Origin of the sequence: Chromobacterium sphagni (assembly GCF_001855555.1) — a bacterium.
GTDB classification, from domain to species: Bacteria; Pseudomonadota; Gammaproteobacteria; order Burkholderiales; family Chromobacteriaceae; genus Chromobacterium; species Chromobacterium sphagni.
In genome coordinates this window covers 861444-877013 of record NZ_MKCT01000001.1, presented here as the reverse complement: position 1 = coordinate 877013, position 15570 = coordinate 861444, and the positions used below count along the sequence as shown (strand labels likewise).

The following is a 15570-nucleotide window of genomic DNA, read 5'->3' as shown; positions in this document are numbered from 1 at the left end:
CTGGCATGGCGTCGGAGCAGACTGACGCTTCCCATTTCCAAGGAGTGCGCCATGAGCCACAGCATCGTGTTTTCAGAAAGCGGCAGCCCGGATGTGCTGCGCCTGGCCCCGGCCCAGGTAGGACAGCCCGCCGCGGGCGAAGTCCGGCTGCGACATACCGCCATCGGCGTCAACTTCATCGATATCTACCAGCGCAGCGGCCTCTATCCGCTGCCGCTGCCCAGTGGCCTGGGCAGCGAAGCCGCCGGCGTGGTGGAGGCGGTGGGCGAGGGGGTGGACTGGCTCAGGAGCGGCGACCGCGTCGCCTATGCCGGCGGCCCTCTGGGTGCCTATTCCAGCCAAAGGCTGATCTCCGCGCAGCACCTGGTCAAACTGCCGGACGAGATCGGCGACGAAACCGCCGCCTGCGCGATGCTGCAGGGCATGACCGTCGAGTATCTGGTGCAGCGCACCTACCCGGTGCAGCCTGGGCAGACCGTGCTGTGGCATGCCGCCGCCGGCGGCGTGGGCCAGATCGCGCTGCAATGGCTGACAGCGATGGGAGCCAAGGTGATCGCCACCGTCGGTTCGGCGGCCAAGGCGGAAATCGCCCGCGCGCTGGGCGCCGCCCATGTGATCAACTACGGCGAGGAAGACGTGGTGGCCCGGGTGCGCGACATCACCGGCGGCAAGGGCGTGCCGGTGGTGTACGACTCGGTGGGCAAGGACACTTTCCAGATTTCGTTGTCCTGCCTGGCGCCGCGCGGCATGATGGTCAGCTTCGGCAATGCCTCCGGCCCGGTGCCGGCCCTTTCGCCGCTGGAGCTGACCAAGCACGGCTCGCTGTTCCTCACCCGCCCCAAGCTTGGCGACTACACCGCCAGCCGCGAAGAACTGGAGGCTTCGACCCAGGCGCTGTTCGCGCGGCTGGCTGACGGCCGAATCCGGGTGACGCCGTCGCACCGCTATCCGCTGGCCGAGGCCGCGCAAGCGCACCGCGATCTGGAAGCGCGCCGCACCACCGGATCGGTGATCCTGCTGCCCTGAGCCGCAGGCTCAATCCGCCAACGGCGGCGCCGACAGGCACCAGCCGGCGCCGCGGCGCCGCGACGAGTCGCAGGCGCCCTCCGCGCAGCTCTGCGGCAAGCGCGAGCAGTCGCCTGACGGCAGGCGTTCGTCTATGCACTGGCGCCGACCGGCGCCGGTCATGCCCTCGCAGGACGCCTGCGCCGCCAGCAAGGCTTCGCAACGCTTGGCGTCGCGCTGGCGCTGGCAACTCAATGGCGGAGTGTAGTAGGCGAGGCAGACGCGCCGCTGCGGTTCGGCCAGGTCCAGGCAGCTGCGCAAGCCCTGCTGGTAGGCCTGGCAGCGCTGCGGCGCGATGGCCCGGCTGCAATCGACATCCGCCGCCGCCGCTTGGCTGCCCAGGCAGCACAGCAACAGTCCGAAACCGGCGCGGACGCACCCCTCCCAGCTGGACATCCCCTGTTGCTTCATCACAGCGTCCTTTCCCGAGCGGACGACGAATTATTCGGACTGGTTCTGTTGTTGTTCCTGCCTGCGCTTATCTTGCCAAAAATTCGGCCTGACCGGCGTGGTTTGCGCGTGCCCGTCCGGCGTCGGCGGCAACAAGCGGTTGGACTGGTGCTTGACCGGATCAAATCCCATGTCGCCGTTCTTGGCGGCTTCGCGCAGGCGCAGATTGCGCAAGCGGCGGTTTTCCGGGCATTGCGGATCGGTTTGACACGATGTCGGCGCTGACCTGGCCTCGGCGCTGCGGGCCGGGCCATGCTGGTGGAAAGTCTGCGCCAGCGTGGCCTGTTGCGCAAACAGGCTGCCCCACAGCAGAATGATCAGGTATCGCTTCATATCGGCATTTTATCCTGTCTATGACAACCACGGCCATGACCACTCGGGACGGCATGGCGGAATCGGGTTGTCCACTGGCCTGGGGGCAAGCGTCTACCGGCCTGGATCCGCCATTGCGCCCATGATGGCGCGGCTTTTCCAAGCATTTGAAAATATTGGCCGTTGCATTGCGGAACCGGACTTTCGTCCCGCTGTTGTCCAAGCTTAGGGCCAAGCATTTGCGCAGACGTCTGCGTCGGCCCCACAATTGTTAACGACTGTATCGCGACGAGCGGGCTTAACATCTGTAAAAACAAGGCCTGCCAGAGCGCGCGCGCGCAACGCTAAGCTGGCAGCCTGAACACTGAGGACAACCACATGGAACACAATAAAATCCTGGTCGTGGACGACGATGCCAAGCTGCGCGAGCTGCTGACCCGTTACCTGACCCAACAGGGTTACAGCGTGGAAACCCTGCCCGACCCCAAGGATCTGGACCGCAAGCTGGCGCGCAACCGGCCCGACCTGATCGTGCTGGATGTGATGATGCCCGGCGAGGACGGACTGGCGGTGGTGCGCCGCCTGCGCGCCCAGGGCGAATCGCTGCCGGTGATCATGCTGACCGCCCGCGGCGAGGACATCGACCGCATCCTCGGCCTGGAAATGGGCGCCGACGACTACCTGCCCAAACCGTTCAATCCGCGCGAGCTGACCGCGCGCATCCAGTCGGTGCTGCGGCGCCACCATACCACGCCGGCGCTGGCCGCCCAGCACAATGCCGACGACGTGGTGGAGTTCGGCGAATTCTCGCTTAATCTGGGTCAGCGCGAGCTGCGCCGCAGCGGCCAGGCGATCGCGCTGACCAGCGCCGAGTTCGCCGTGCTGTCGGTGCTGGTCAACCACCCGCGCCGCCCGCTCACCCGCGAACAGTTGATGGAGCTGGCGCTGGGCAAGGGCAACGGCGAATCGCTGGACCGCAGCATAGACGTGCACATCTCGCGCCTGCGCAAGGCGCTGGAAAACGGCGACAGCCAGTTGCGCTACATCCAGACGGTGTGGGGCTACGGCTACGTGTTCGTTCCGGACGGCTCGCCCAGGGAGTAAGCCTTGTTACGCAAGCTGTTTGGCTCGCTGTTCTTTCGCTTGGCGCTGCTGGTGGTGACGGTGGTGATCGCCACCCAATTGTTCACCATCTCGCTGGCCAACCTCGAAAGACACAAGCTGCTGGAGCGCCAGCTGTACATCCAGGTGTTGGACACGCTGTCCTATCTGGAAGACTCGATGACCGGCATGAGCAACGAGGAGAAGCAGGCCTTTCTGGACAACTACAACCGTCCCGGCCTGCCCAGCCTGCTGCCGTTCAACGCCGACCACGGCCAGAGCTTCGCCGACGATCTGCCCAAGATAGGCGCCATGCTGGCGCAGCGGCTGTCGCATGACCTGAACGAGCCGATCCAGGCCCATTATGCGCGGCGCGAAGACCACAGCGAGCTGTGGGTGCACGTGCACGTGCTGGATCAGCCGTACTGGCTGGTGATTCCGTTTGGCCGCTACCGCGAGCGCTGGATCAATCCGATGCTGCAGGCGTCGCTGCTAGCCGCATTGTTCGCCACGGTGCTGGCGTCCCTGTTCGCTTGGCGCATCACCCGGCCGATCAGCCGGGTGGTGATGGCCAGCCGCGAACTGGCCGGCGGTTCGATGCCGCAGGCCATCCCGGAAACCGGCCCGCGCGAAGTGCAGCTGCTGGCGCACAACTTCAACAGCATGGCGCAGGCGCTGGACAACGCCGCGCGCGAACGGCGGCTGATGCTGGCCGGATTGTCGCACGATCTGCGCACCCCGCTGACCCGGCTGAAGCTGACGCTGGAAATGCAGGACGCCAGCCACGATCAGCACGACATGCTGTCCGACATCGACGAGCTGTCGCGCATCGTTCGCCAGTTCATCGACTTCGCCCGCGCCGAGGAAACCAGCCGCCTGGAGCCGGTGGCGCTGGCCGACCTGGCCGCCAGCGTGGTGGCGCGCTTCCGCCGCGAAGACATGGACCTGAAACTGGACATCCGCAACGAGCCGGAACTGCAGGCCGACGCGCTGGCGCTGGAGCGCCTGCTCAGCAATCTGCTGGAAAACGCCCGCCGCTACGGCCAGCCCCCGGTGGTGGTGAGAGTGGAGCAAGGAGAGGGCGAAGTGCTGCTCAGCGTGATAGACCACGGCCAGGGCATACCGGCCGCCTTGCGCGAAACCGCGCTGGCGCCATTCGAACGGCTGGCCGAGCACCGCGGCACCGATGGCGGCAGCGGCCTCGGCCTCGCCATCGTCTCCCGCATCGTCAAGCAGCATGGCGGCCGACTGGAGCTGGCCGACGAGGACGGCGGCTTCAAGGTGGCGATCCACCTGCCGCTGGCCTGAGACCGGGGCCGGGCATCCGTCCGGCCCTGTCGACGCAACCGCAAACTTCTAGCCCGGCGGTTTTGGCCAGATCCCGCCGCGCGAACCCTGCGCCGAACCGGACGGATTCGCGCCTCAGGCCATCCATGCCGCGTCTTGCGGCTGCGCCGCCAACTGCGCGCTTTCCCAACCGACCAGTTCCGCCTTGCGCGCCTCGCCCCAGCGGTATTGCCCCAAGGCGCCCTCGGCGCGGATCACCCGGTGGCAGGGAATCAGCCAGGCCACCGGATTGGCGCCGACGGCGCTGCCCACCGCCCGTGCCGCCTGCGGCCGCCCAATGCTGGCCGCCAATTGGCCGTAACTGAGTAGGCCGCCATAAGGCACACCGAGCAACGCCCGCCACACCTGGATCTGGAAATTGCTGCCCTGCACCCTCAAGGCCAGCGGCGGGCCGTCGCGCAGCGACAGCGGCGCGAACAGCCGCTCGGCCAGCGCCCGCCCCTGGCCATTCTGACGACGCAAGCGCGCCTGCGGCCATTGCTCGTGCAGCCAGGTTTCGGCGCCCGCCTCATCCACGACGAACTGCAAGGCGCAGATGCCGCGCGCCGTCTGCGCCAGCAGCAGCGGACCGAAGCGGCTGGCCTCCACGCTCCAGCCTATCTCCAGGCCGGCGCCTCCCCTCTGGTATTCGCCCGGCGTCATCGCCTCCAGCGTGACGAACAGATCATGCAATCGGCTGCCGCCCGACAGGCCCAACTCGTACGCCAGCGGCAATACCGGCACGCCGGCGGCCAAGCGCGCTTTAGCCGCTTCGCAGGTCAGCTGCTGGATAAAACGCTTGGGGCTGACCCCGGCCCAGCAGGTGAACAGCCGCTGCAGCCGCGATTGCGACAGGTGCACGGCGGCGGCCAAATCAGCCAGCTGCGGCTGCTCGGTGGCGTGCGCCACCAGATAGCGGATGGCGTCGCCGATGCGGGCGTAGTCGCGCGCGTCTTCTGGATGGGTTTGCAATTGGAGGTCCATGTCAGCCGTTCCTGTCTAGCCGCAGAGCATGGCAGCCATGGGCGGGAAAACGCAACAACGCGCTGGCGACTTCGGGCCGCGCCGCCCAGCGCGCCAGCAGATCGGCCGCCAGGCCAAGCTCGACCAGCATCGCCTCCAGCATGAATTCGCGGCGGTCGTAGGCGCGCAGCGCAATGCGCTCGCCCAGATAGGCGTCGTCCCCCGCGCGCCGCAACAAGGCCGGCAAAGACGGCGAGAACTGCGGCTGCGCCGCCGCCAAGAGGAAGACAGGCCCGTACTCGCGGTACGGCCCGGCCTGCCGGAACGGACTGTAGCTGGCCAGGATCAGCGGCTCGCCGGGCCGGGCCCGGCGCAAGGCGTCGCGGCAGGGCTCGCCTCCCTGCGCCGTCAAACGGACCACCGACTGGCCCAGATCGTCCAGGCCGTCCTCCCGCGTCCGCCGCAAAAAGCCGTCGTTCAGCGTTTGCACTCGCCAGGTCATCGCGTTCTCCTTGAGGTTTTCGATGCCTCAAGTCTAGGGAGAGGGCCGGCGGGACACGACCCGATTCTTGCCGATTTGCCGACCGGATCAGCCGGTGTACAGCAGCGAATACTGGATTTCCGACAAGGCCTGCGGTACCCGGATGAAGGACAGCGGCATGCCCAGCAGGCGCGCCATGTGGCTGGTGGAGAACAGCCCGCACACTTCATGATGGCCGCTGGCCGGATTCAGTTCCACCACCAGCGCGTGCTGGCGGCCCAGTTGCTTCATCGTCGCCACCAGCTGGCCGACATTGGCTAGCGCCACATCGGTCAGTTGCAACGCATCCAGCCTGGCGCGCGGCGTCATCACGTCGCCGACCAGCACGTCGGCGTGGTGCTTGCCGTGCTCTTTCATGCACTGGATCGGCCGCTCGCCCAGCAGATCCACCGCCGTCACCAGCCCCAGCAGGCTGCCTTCGTCATCGTGGACGAACAACAGGCGGATGCCGTGGCTGATCATGCGCTGGTGAGCCTCGCGCAGCCCGGCGTCGGCGGAAATGCCCACCGGATTGACCAGGCGCAGGTCGGTCATCGCGCTCAGCGCCGGGCTGTGCACGGTAATCGGAGGATGCGGACGCTGCTCCAGTTGCACCAGATCGGTGGTGCGTGGCAGAGTCAGGGTGGGCAAGGATTGAAAATCGTTAGCCATGGCGGCTCCTCGCGGGCCAAGACAGAAGGTGAGACGGGCTGCCCAGCCCGTTGCGGGCGGCCCAGCTTTCACGTTAGCGGAAAAGCCTCCCGACTTCAGCGTCCCGACAGGGAACTTTACGTTTATACAACGTCTATTTAATGTCTTTGTTCTAATTCTTCCGCAAATCTATGAACCATCATGCCAACCGCCGGCTCAATGCCGCTCGATTCCCCCTCAAGGCGCTGGGGCTGTTGCTGCCCGCCGCCCTATTGCTGTCCACCGCCGCTCGCGCCGACGGCTGGCCCTATCCTGGCTGGCAGGACAGCGAGGCCACCCGCGTCAAGGCGCTGGCGCTGCTGCAAACCGTCAACGCCACCCTGTTGAGCAACAGCAGCGCCACCCGCACGCTGCAGCAGTGGTGCGGCGAGCACCGGCTGGCGGCGGAGCCGCGCATCCGCGCGCTGCGCGACAACAACACCCGCAAGCCGGCCGACGCCGAAATCCGCAAGCAGCTGCAGGTCGGCGCCAGCGAGGCGATAGGTTACCGCCGGGTGCAGCTGGCCTGCGGCGACCATGTGCTGTCGGAAGCCGACAACTGGTACGTGCCGTCGCGCCTCACTCCGGAGATGAACCGTCTGCTGGACACCACCGACACCCCATTCGGCACCGCGGTGCGAGCGCTCAATTTCACCCGCCGCACCGAACAGGCCAAGCTGCTGTGGTCGCCGCTGCCGCAGGGCTGGGAAATGCGCCCGGCGCCGGCCGCCGCCAAAACCCAAGGCCTGGAGATTCCGGAACAGCTGATCCAGCACCGCGCCGTGCTGTACCGGGACGGCAATGTGCCGTTCAGCCTGGTGGTGGAAACCTACCGCCACGACCTGTTCGCCTTCCCGCTCAACCAGCCGCAGACTGCGCCATGACCAGGCGCAGATTCCTCCTGGCCAGCCTGGTCGCAAGTTGCGCGCTGGCCGGCCAGACCGCCGGCGCCGACCAGTTGGACAACATCCTGCAACGCGGCGAGTTGCGGGTGGGCACCACCGGCGACTACCTGCCGTTCAGCGGAAAGGACCCGGCCAGCGGCCGCTACCAGGGCCTGGACATAGATTTGGCGGAAGACCTGGCCCGCGCGCTGGGCGTCAGGCTGCGCTTGGTTCCCACCAGCTGGCCGGCGCTGATGCGCGACCAGGCGGCCGACAAATTCGACATCGCGATGAGCGGAATATCGGTCAGCCTGGAGCGGCAGAAGCGGGCTTTGTATTCCATCCCCTATCTGAACGACGGCAAAACGCCGATCGCCCGCTGCGAAAACCAGCGGCGCTTCCAGACGCTGGCGCAAATCAACCAGCCTGGCGTGAAGCTGGCGGTCAATCCCGGCGGCACCAACGAGCGCTTCGCCCGCACCAATCTGCCGCAAGCTGAATTGACGGTTTTCCCCGACAATACCCGGATTTTCCAACAGATAATCGATGGAAAGGCAGATCTGATGGTCACCGACGCGGTGGAAACCCGCTATCAGCAAAAACTGCATCCGGCGCTGTGCGCGATCCATCCGGAGCGCCCCTTCGATTTTTCGCAGAAAGCCTATCTGCTGCCCAACGACTGGCGCTGGAAGGCCTGGGTCGACCAATGGCTGAGCCAGAGACTGCAGGACGGCGGCTTCGCGCGCTTGTCGGCGCAGTGGCTGGGTCAGTGAACCGGATGCCGGCCCGGACGGGGCAGGATGCAGCAATGGGTTGCGCCTTGGCATGCCGGCTCCCCTAGCCGAAACAATAAAAAAGCCGTCCGCGCCCGCAGCGTGAACGGCTTTGCCAACTTCAAGCCGCGACTTATTCCCGCGCCGCCAGCGTGGCGCGTATCAGTTCCAGCATCCGCTGGCTAGCGCCGCGGTGGGCCTGGCGGAATGCCGCCGCACCCCGGCGCATCGCCTCGCGCCGCGCCGGATCCGCCAGCAGCGCCAGCGCCGCCGACACCATCCCGGCGGCATCCGCCACCTGGGTCGCCGCGCCGGCCGCCTGCGCGTCGGCGGCGGCCTGCTGGAAATTGAACACCGAAGGGCCGAACAGCGCCGGCACGCCGACGATCGCCGGCTCGATCAGATTGTGGCAACCGAAAGGCTGCAGGCTGCCGCCGATGAAGGCGACGTCGCAGGCGCCCAGGTAGCCGAACATCTCGCCCATGCTGTCGCCCAGCCATACCCGGGTATCCGCCGCCAGCGCGGCTTCGTCGCTGCGGCGCTGCAGCTTCAGGCCGCGCTGCGCCGCCAGTTCCGCCACCGCGGCCAGCCGTTCCGGATGGCGCGGCACCAGCGCCAGCAGCGTGTCGCCGACGGAGGCGCCAGCCGCGAGCCAAGCATCCAGAATCAGCGCTTCCTCGCCATCGCGGGTGCTGGCGCACAACAGCGTTTGCCGGCCGCCGATGCGGCGGCGGAAAGATTCCGCCAGTTGCATTTGCGCTGACGGAATCTCTATATCATATTTGCTGCTGCCGCAAATCGTAATGTTTTCCGCGCCCAACTGGCGGAAACGGTCGGCATCGTCAGCCGTTTGCGCAGCAATGGCGGTCAACTCCCGCATTGCCGGCCGGATCAGGCCAAGTATCCGGCGGTAGCCTTTCAGAGATTTGTCGGACAGCCTGGCGTTGGCCAGAATCAGCGGCACCCGCTGAGCGGCGGCGGCATGGATCAGATTGGGCCACAGCTCGGTTTCCATCAGGATGCCGCAGCGCGGCCGGTAAGCGGCGAGAAAAGCGGCGGCAGCCTGTGGATAATCGTAGGGCAGGTAGCGCACCTCCGCGCCCGGGTACAGCGCCTCGGCGGTGGCGCGGCCGGTCGGCGTCATCTGGGTCAGCAGCAGCGGCGCATCCGGCCATTGCCGGCGCAGCGCCTCCACCAACGGCTGGGCGGCGCGGGTTTCGCCCACCGACACCGCGTGTATCCAGATGGCGCCGGTGGCGCGTGGCTGCAGCGCGCGGCCGAAACGCTCGTCCCAATGCTCCAGATAGGCCGGAGCCTTTTGCGCGCGCTTTTTCAGATAGCGGCGAATCAGCGGCGTCAGCGGCCGCCACAGCCCGCCGTACAGGCGGCGCTGCCAGCTCATGTCCAGTCCCTGCGGGCAAACAGCGCCTGCAATACCGCTTCCACCGTCGGACATTGCCCGACATTGCCCAGATTGGTCGCCCAAGGCGTTTCCACCACCCCGGTCTGTTGCGGATCGGTATCGGTGTAGATGGCCACCAGCGGTACGTTCAAGGCGTTGGCCAGATGGGCCAGCCCGGTATCCACGCCGATGACCGCGCTGGCGTGGCCCAGCAGGCCGGCAGCCTCCAGCAGATCCATCTTCGGCGCCACCACAGCGGCCGGCAGCCGGGCCGCCAGCCGCTCGGCGCGCGCTTTCTCGCGCAGGCTGCCCCAGGGTAGCACCGTCACCAGGTCATGCTGGCTGGCCAGCCGGATTCCCAGCTCCACCCAACTCTCCTCCGGCCACTCCTTGGAAACGCGGCTGGTCGCGTGCAGCAGCACCGCGTAACGGCCGCTGAGCATCCACGCCGGTTTCGCGCCGGCCTTGACGCCGAATTGCGGCTCGCCCTGCGGCTGATAGCCGAAGCTCAGGCCGAACAGGCGGCGGTTGCGCTCTATCGCCGACAACTGGCGCGACACCGTGTGCTTCTTGTCGTAGAACAGGCTGGCCAACGATTCGCGCGCGCTGTGCCAATCCAGTCCGGCCAGCGGCGCAGCGGCCCAGCGCGCCGGAATGGCGCTTTTCAACAGCCCTTGGCTGTCCAGCACCAGATCGAAGTGGGTGTCGCGCAGCTGTTGCTTCAGCGCTTTCAGTTCGCGCCAAGCGGCAGGCCGCAGCAGACGCTTGCGCCAGCTACGCCAGCGCAGGGTCAGCACCTCGGCGACTTGCGGATGCAGCCGGGCAATGTCGGCGAAGCTTTCCTCGGCCAGCCAACTCAAGCGGATATTGGGGTAATGCGTCTTCAGCTCGGTGATGGCGGGCCAGGTGTGGATAAGGTCGCCCATCGACGAGGTGCGCACGATCAGCACATTCATCATGGCGCGCATTGTACCCGAGGGGGGCTGTGGTTAACCAAGTAAAATCCCTCCGCAGCAAATGTGGATAAGCCACTGTGAATAAGTGAAGTCAGATTTATCCACAATCTGCCAGACCTTTGCGCGCTGCAATAATCCCATGGCTATCAACAGGACAAACACATGAAAAATATGGTCTTTTGACGATTATCCACATAAAAAGCCCTCCTTCAGCATTATCATCATTTTATAGCTGCGTTAAAGAAACAACGGTGAGGCCACATCGGCCGAGCGCAAAAAATCCGTGCACAGCGCAAGCAGCGATAGCGGCCGCCAACATGTGGAAAACCAGGCTTCCACGAAAAAACTCAAACTTATCCACAACTGGCCAGTCAGCAACAAACATGGCTGACAACAGCTTTCCAGTTATAGCAAACCATTGAAATACAATGGTTATAGGTACTTACCCACAGACAAGGACCCTCTTCTACCAGTTTCTTCAATATAAAAATGGGAATATTAAGAAAAGAAGCGGGCAGGAAATATTTAGCGGCGCAGCGTGCAAAAACAGCTGGAAAAGACAAACAGAAGCGCTGCAGAACAGAAGTTTGCAAAAAAGCGAATTGGCTTGTGGACCAGTTCATCCAAGCAGGGCAAAGGTCATAGCCTCAACCTATCGATGCAAAGTTATCCACTTCTCCCTTAGGAAAGCCTTGCTGGAACCAGACAGTCCGGCAAGCGGAAACCAAGCATCCAAAGCAGGGGGAAAACGAAAATTATCATTTATTTTCAATGATATGAATGGTTCTCCACACTGGAAAAACCCGTGCCGTCATTACAGCGGACAACTTGCCGCTGACAAACGGGCTGCTGGTTTCAACATGGCAACGACGTGGGCAGCAGTGGTAAAGCGCCGCGTATTCAAGCGATGGACTGCTCGCCGGGCAAGACAGGCAAGATGTTTCGGCCCGGCATTGAATGACATTTGATTGTTCGACTTCATCTGATGCAAAATGGAATTTTGCCCACCTGATGATCGATGACGATGCAAGCCTTGGTCAGATCCATGCTGGAGAGCGACATCGCCGAGGTGGCGCGGCTATGCGGCGATCTGGACTATCCCAGCAGCGAAGAGGATGTCGCGCGGCGCTACGCCGCCATCCGCGCCTTTCCCGACAACGAGATCTGGGTGGCGGAGCGCGAAAGTCGGGTGGTCGGCTGGGCGCATGGCCACGGCGTCCATCTGCTTGAGGCCGAATCCTGTGTGGAAATCGGCGGCATCGTAGTGGACCCGGCCTTCCAAGGATTGGGCATAGGCAGGCTGCTGCTGGCCGCCTGCGAGCAATGGGCGCAGGAAAGGGGCTATCCGCGGATCCGGCTGCGTTCCGGACAGCAGCGCCTGGACGCGCACGCCTTCTATCGCCATATCGGCTATCAGCAGAAAAACACCGGCATCACTTTCGCGATCGATCTGCCGCGTACGGCGTGAACGCCTTTCGACTTATCCACAGATACGGCGCCGATCGCCAGGTAATCCACAGTTATGAAGATCCAGTTTCCCGCTCCCTTGCAAGCCGGCGACGCCGTAGTCGTCACCGCCATCTCCTCGGGCGTGCCCGTCCATCTGCACGCAGGTCTGGACGCCTCACTGGACAGGCTGCGCGCGCGCGGCTGGAAGGTGGTGGAGGGCGATTGCCTGCGCGAAGAGAAGCATGACGCCAGCGCGCCGGCAAAAGCGCGGCTGGCGGAATTCAACCACTTCCTGTTCGATCCCGGCATCCGCGCCATCCTGCCGCCGTGGGGCGGCGAGCGGGCGATCGAGCTGCTGGCCGGCATGGACTTCGCCGCGCTGGCCAAATTGCCCGCCTAATGGCTGGCCGGCTTTTCCGACATTTCCACGGTGGCGGCGCCGCTGACCCTGCTGTCCGGCTGGGCGACGCTGCACGGCGCCAATCTGTACAACCTGGCGAGTGAGGAGGGCGATTTCGGCTGCGCGGCGCTGCTGGAGACCCTGGAGTGCGGTTTGCCGCCGCTACAGACGGCCTGCGGCGAGTTCTGGAGCTGGGGCAGCCCCATGCAGCGCCATCCGGGCCAGCTGCGCGTGCTGGGCGCCGCAGAGGCCCGCATCGAGGGACGGCTGATCGGCGGCTGCCTGGATACGCTGAGCCGGCTGCAGGGCAGCCGCTATTTCGATTTGAGCGCTTTCAAGGCGGAGCCGGCCATCCTGTATCTGGAAAACTGCGAAATGGGGCCGTGCGAGCTGCTGCGCGCGCTGACCGGCTTGCGGTTGGGAGGCGCGCTGGATGGCCTGGCCGGGCTGGTGTTGGGCCGCAGCGGCGGGCCTGACGCCGGCGACGCCAACGCGCTGGATTACCGGGCGGCGCTGGAAACGGCGCTGGCCGGACTGCCGTATCCGGTGGCGGTGGATGCCGACATCGGCCATGTGCCGCCGCAGTGGAGCCTGCTCAACGGCGCCTGGGCGACGCTGGAGGTGAAGGGGAGTGCAGGGGTGCTGGAACAGCGGCGGACGCGCTGAAGGGGCCTTGCCGGGGCTTACAGGGCCATCTTGTAGAACACCACCCGCTCGCTTTCGGCGAAACCCAGCGCCAGGTGGGCCGCCTGCGCCGGATGATTGTCCAATTGGGCGTCGGAAGCCAGCTCATCGCAGCCGTGCTGCCTGGCCCAGGCCTTGACGCGGGCCAGCAATAGCCTGGCCACGCCGCGGCGCCGTTCTGCGGGGACCACGTAAATGCCTTCCAGGAAAGCCACCGGGGAACGGGATGTGCCGTTGACGTAGTCGTGGCGCAGCGCGGCCTCGATCAGGCCTATGGGCTGGCCGGCGGCGTCATGGGCGAGGAAGGCGATGTGGCGGGAGGGTTTCGCCAGTTGGGCGGCGATGTCTTCCTGGTGGCGCGGCAAGGGGCAATGAGGCCACAGCTGGCCGCGCAATTGCAGCCAGTGTGCCGCGCTGTGTTCGCTGGCAGGCGCGATGTTCATCTAGATGGACTCGAATTCCGGCTGCGGCAGGTGGCGGCGCAGCACCAGTATCTTGTCCACCCGGGTCTTGTCCATATCCACCACTTCGAAGCTGAAGCCATTCCATTCGAAGCGGTCGGTGACGCTGGGAATGCGGCCCAGCTGGTATAGCATCACGCCGGCCAGGGTGTGGATGTTGCCGCCGGCTTCGCCAGGCAGCGGATTGTCCAGCTCGAAGAATTCGCGGAACCGTTGTAGCGACACCATGCCGTCCACCAGCCAGCTGCCGTCTTCGCGCTGCACGATCTCGTCGTCTTCGACGCCGATGGCCGGCATATCGCCGACAATGGCTTCCATCACGTCGTTGATGGATACCAGGCCCTCCAGCTCGCCGTACTCGTCCACCACCAGCGCGCTGTGGCTGCGCGCCTGCTTGAACTGCTCCAGCAGCTGCATCAGCGAGCTGGTGGCCGGCACGTACAGCGGCTGGACTAGGTCGGCGGCGAAGTCGGCCGGCTGGCCGGTGAGCAGCCGGTCCAACAGCCGCTTGGCGTTGAGTATGCCTATCACCTGGTCGCTATCGCCGCGGCACACCGGAAAGTGGCTGAAGTTATGCAGCAGCAGTAGTTCGCGGTTGCGTTCCGGGCCGTCTTCCAGGTCCAGCAGCACCACGTCCTTGCGCGGCGTCATCACCGACGCCACCTTGCGGTTGTCCAGCCGGAAGATGTTTTCCACTAGTTCCTGTTCGGCGCGGTCGAACACGCCTTCATCGGCGCCCTGTTCCATCAGCACGCGGATTTCGTCCTCGGTGATGGAAGGTTCGCTGCTTTTTTTGGCGCGCAGCAGCCTGAGCAGGCCATCGGTGGTGCGGCTGAAGATCTGCACCAGCGGGCCGCTGGCGCGCGACAGCAGCAGCATGGGCCGCGCCAGCGCCATCGCCACCCGCTCCGGATTCAGCAGCGCCAGCCGCTTGGGCACCAGCTCGCCCAGAATCAGCGACAGCGTGGTGATGAACATCACCATCAGCGCCACCGACAGCGGCTTGCTGTACGGCGCCAGCAGCGCGACGGCCTGCAGCTTCTGCCGCAGGTGCTCGGACAAGGCCGCTTCGCCGTAGACGCCGGACAGGATGCTGATCGAGGTGATGCCGATCTGGATGGTGGACAGGAAGCGGGTGGGTTCGGCCGCCAGCTTCAGCGCGGCGCGCGCGCCCTTGTGGCCGTCGTCGGCTTTTTGTTGCAGCCGGACTTTGCGCGAGGAGACGATGGCGATCTCGGCCATCGCGAATACGGCGTTCAACAGCACCAGGCCAAGCAGCAGCAGGATTTCCACGATGCAATCAGGGTAAGTTGCGGAGCTACTAGCTTAGGGCAAGCCGTCCGCCGCGCAAAGTGGCGCAGCGGACAGCAGTATCAGAACAGGCTGCTCTGCGGCGCGGCGCCGGCCCAGCGGATGGGATCGCGGCCATGGGCGATCAGCCAGGCGTTGACCTGCGAGAAGTGGCGGCAGCCGTGGAAGCCGCGGCTGGCCGACAGCGGCGACGGATGGGCTGCGGTCAGCGCCAGATGGCGGCTCTGGTCTATGCGCTCGGCCTTGGTCTGCGCCCAGTTGCCCCACAGCAGGAACACGCAGCCGGGGCTTTGCGCGTTGACGGCGTCGATCAGCGCGTCGCTCACCGCCTGCCAACCCAGCTTGCCGTGGCTGCCGGCCTGGTCCTGCTCCACGGTGAACACGCTGTTGAGCAGCAGCACGCCCTGTTGCGCCCAGTGGCTGAGGTCGCCGCTGGCGGGGATGCCCAGGCCCAGGTCGGCCGACAGTTCCTTGTAGATGTTGCGCAGGGACGGCGGCACCCGCACGCCGTCCGGTACCGAGAACGACAGGCCCATTGCTTCGCCGGCGCCGTGGTAGGGATCCTGGCCCAGAATCACCACCTTGACGTCGGCGGGGGCGGTGAAGGTCAGCGCGTTGAACACCTGCGGCGGCGGCGGAAACAGCGTCTTGCCGGCTTGCTGCTGCTGCGCCAGCTGGCGGTCGATGGCGGCCAGCTTGTCGGTGATGGACGGGCTGTTCAATACGGTTTCCCAGTCCGGATGGATGCGGGCCAGGCCGGGGGACAGATAGGACAGTTGTTGCATAGGTTTCTTGAAGTGACGGCGTCGGGGTTGGAGCGGTC

The 15570-nt window shown here is 65.4% G+C and carries 19 protein-coding genes; 9 read left to right on the top strand and 10 right to left on the bottom strand.

The window, feature by feature from the left end; all coding sequences use genetic code 11:
• Positions 1-51 precede the first annotated feature (51 nt).
• Positions 52-1026, top strand: coding sequence for a quinone oxidoreductase family protein (locus tag BI344_RS04260; protein WP_071111678.1), 975 nt, complete (start codon positions 52-54; stop codon positions 1024-1026).
• Positions 1027-1035: 9 nt separating this feature from the next.
• Here BI344_RS04260 and BI344_RS04255 read toward each other — a convergent pair whose 3' ends face one another.
• Positions 1036-1476 (bottom strand): hypothetical protein, encoded by a 441-nt coding sequence (locus BI344_RS04255; RefSeq protein ID WP_139166879.1) that lies wholly within the window; start codon positions 1474-1476, stop codon positions 1036-1038.
• A 30-nt stretch (positions 1477-1506) separates the two neighbouring features.
• Positions 1507-1848 carry a hypothetical protein gene (locus tag BI344_RS04250; RefSeq protein WP_071111676.1) on the bottom strand — a complete coding sequence of 114 codons (342 nt, stop codon included), beginning with the start codon at positions 1846-1848 and terminating at the stop codon, positions 1507-1509.
• Positions 1849-2205: 357 nt separating this feature from the next.
• Here BI344_RS04250 and ompR point away from each other — a divergent pair, with 357 nt between their 5' ends.
• Entirely contained in the window at positions 2206-2931 is a 726-nt protein-coding gene (gene ompR, locus BI344_RS04245) for an osmolarity response regulator transcription factor OmpR (RefSeq protein WP_071111675.1), read from the top strand.
• A 3-nt stretch (positions 2932-2934) separates the two neighbouring features.
• Positions 2935-4236, top strand: a complete 1302-nt coding sequence (locus tag BI344_RS04240; RefSeq protein ID WP_071111674.1) for an ATP-binding protein — start codon at positions 2935-2937, stop codon at positions 4234-4236.
• 114 nt (positions 4237-4350) lie between these two features.
• Here the strand turns inward: BI344_RS04240 and BI344_RS04235 are convergent, their stop codons facing one another.
• The 3 genes from BI344_RS04235 to BI344_RS04225 form a co-directional block, all read right to left on the bottom strand.
• Positions 4351-5238 carry a methylated-DNA--[protein]-cysteine S-methyltransferase gene (locus BI344_RS04235; protein WP_071111673.1) on the bottom strand — a complete coding sequence of 296 codons (888 nt, stop codon included), beginning with the start codon at positions 5236-5238 and terminating at the stop codon, positions 4351-4353.
• Between the two features lies 1 nt (position 5239).
• A complete protein-coding gene (locus tag BI344_RS04230; protein WP_071111672.1) occupies positions 5240-5719 on the bottom strand; it encodes a DUF1203 domain-containing protein in 480 nt (159 codons plus the stop codon).
• A gap of 87 nt (positions 5720-5806) precedes the next feature.
• Complete coding sequence (locus tag BI344_RS04225) at positions 5807-6409, bottom strand: CBS domain-containing protein (RefSeq protein ID WP_071111671.1); 603 nt, start codon at positions 6407-6409, stop codon at positions 5807-5809.
• Between the two features lie 170 nt (positions 6410-6579).
• On the opposite strand from BI344_RS04225, the gene BI344_RS04220 reads away from it, so the two are divergent.
• Together BI344_RS04220 and BI344_RS04215 are read left to right on the top strand one after the other, a co-directional pair.
• Positions 6580-7311 carry a chorismate--pyruvate lyase family protein gene (locus tag BI344_RS04220; RefSeq protein WP_239690797.1) on the top strand — a complete coding sequence of 244 codons (732 nt, stop codon included), beginning with the start codon at positions 6580-6582 and terminating at the stop codon, positions 7309-7311.
• Positions 7308-8084, top strand: coding sequence for a transporter substrate-binding domain-containing protein (locus BI344_RS04215; protein ID WP_071111670.1), 777 nt, complete (start codon positions 7308-7310; stop codon positions 8082-8084). Before BI344_RS04220 ends, BI344_RS04215 begins: the two co-directional genes overlap by 4 nt.
• A gap of 133 nt (positions 8085-8217) precedes the next feature.
• On the opposite strand, the gene waaA is transcribed toward BI344_RS04215, so the two are convergent.
• A complete protein-coding gene (gene waaA, locus BI344_RS04210) occupies positions 8218-9486 on the bottom strand; it encodes a lipid IV(A) 3-deoxy-D-manno-octulosonic acid transferase (RefSeq protein ID WP_071111669.1) in 1269 nt (422 codons plus the stop codon).
• A complete protein-coding gene (gene waaC / locus BI344_RS04205; protein ID WP_193430962.1) occupies positions 9483-10442 on the bottom strand; it encodes a lipopolysaccharide heptosyltransferase I in 960 nt (319 codons plus the stop codon). Before waaC ends, waaA begins: the two co-directional genes overlap by 4 nt.
• A 428-nt stretch (positions 10443-10870) precedes the next feature.
• Here waaC and BI344_RS23690 point away from each other — a divergent pair, with 428 nt between their 5' ends.
• From BI344_RS23690 to BI344_RS04195, 4 genes are read left to right on the top strand one after another with little or no spacing between them, the layout of a single operon-like run.
• Positions 10871-11410, top strand: coding sequence for a hypothetical protein (locus BI344_RS23690; RefSeq protein WP_139166878.1), 540 nt, complete (start codon positions 10871-10873; stop codon positions 11408-11410).
• Positions 11411-11460: 50 nt separating this feature from the next.
• The gene (locus BI344_RS04200) at positions 11461-11910 is read left to right on the top strand and encodes a GNAT family N-acetyltransferase (protein WP_071111668.1); all 450 of its coding nucleotides are present in this window, start codon (positions 11461-11463) and stop codon (positions 11908-11910) included.
• Between the two features lie 54 nt (positions 11911-11964).
• Positions 11965-12291, top strand: coding sequence for an LD-carboxypeptidase (locus tag BI344_RS22685; protein WP_083370061.1), 327 nt, complete (start codon positions 11965-11967; stop codon positions 12289-12291).
• A gap of 30 nt (positions 12292-12321) precedes the next feature.
• The gene (locus tag BI344_RS04195; RefSeq protein WP_158021029.1) at positions 12322-12957 is read left to right on the top strand and encodes a S66 peptidase family protein; all 636 of its coding nucleotides are present in this window, start codon (positions 12322-12324) and stop codon (positions 12955-12957) included.
• Positions 12958-12974: 17 nt separating this feature from the next.
• Here BI344_RS04195 and aac(6') read toward each other — a convergent pair whose 3' ends face one another.
• From aac(6') to BI344_RS04180, 3 genes are all read right to left on the bottom strand, one after another.
• Positions 12975-13418 (bottom strand): aminoglycoside 6'-N-acetyltransferase, encoded by a 444-nt coding sequence (aac(6'), locus tag BI344_RS04190; RefSeq protein ID WP_071111667.1) that lies wholly within the window; start codon positions 13416-13418, stop codon positions 12975-12977.
• The gene (locus tag BI344_RS04185) at positions 13419-14729 is read right to left on the bottom strand and encodes a hemolysin family protein (RefSeq protein WP_083370059.1); all 1311 of its coding nucleotides are present in this window, start codon (positions 14727-14729) and stop codon (positions 13419-13421) included. It abuts the gene before it with no gap.
• An 80-nt stretch (positions 14730-14809) separates the two neighbouring features.
• Positions 14810-15532, bottom strand: a complete 723-nt coding sequence (locus BI344_RS04180) for a uracil-DNA glycosylase (protein WP_071111665.1) — start codon at positions 15530-15532, stop codon at positions 14810-14812.
• Between the last annotated feature and the right edge of the window lie 38 nt (positions 15533-15570).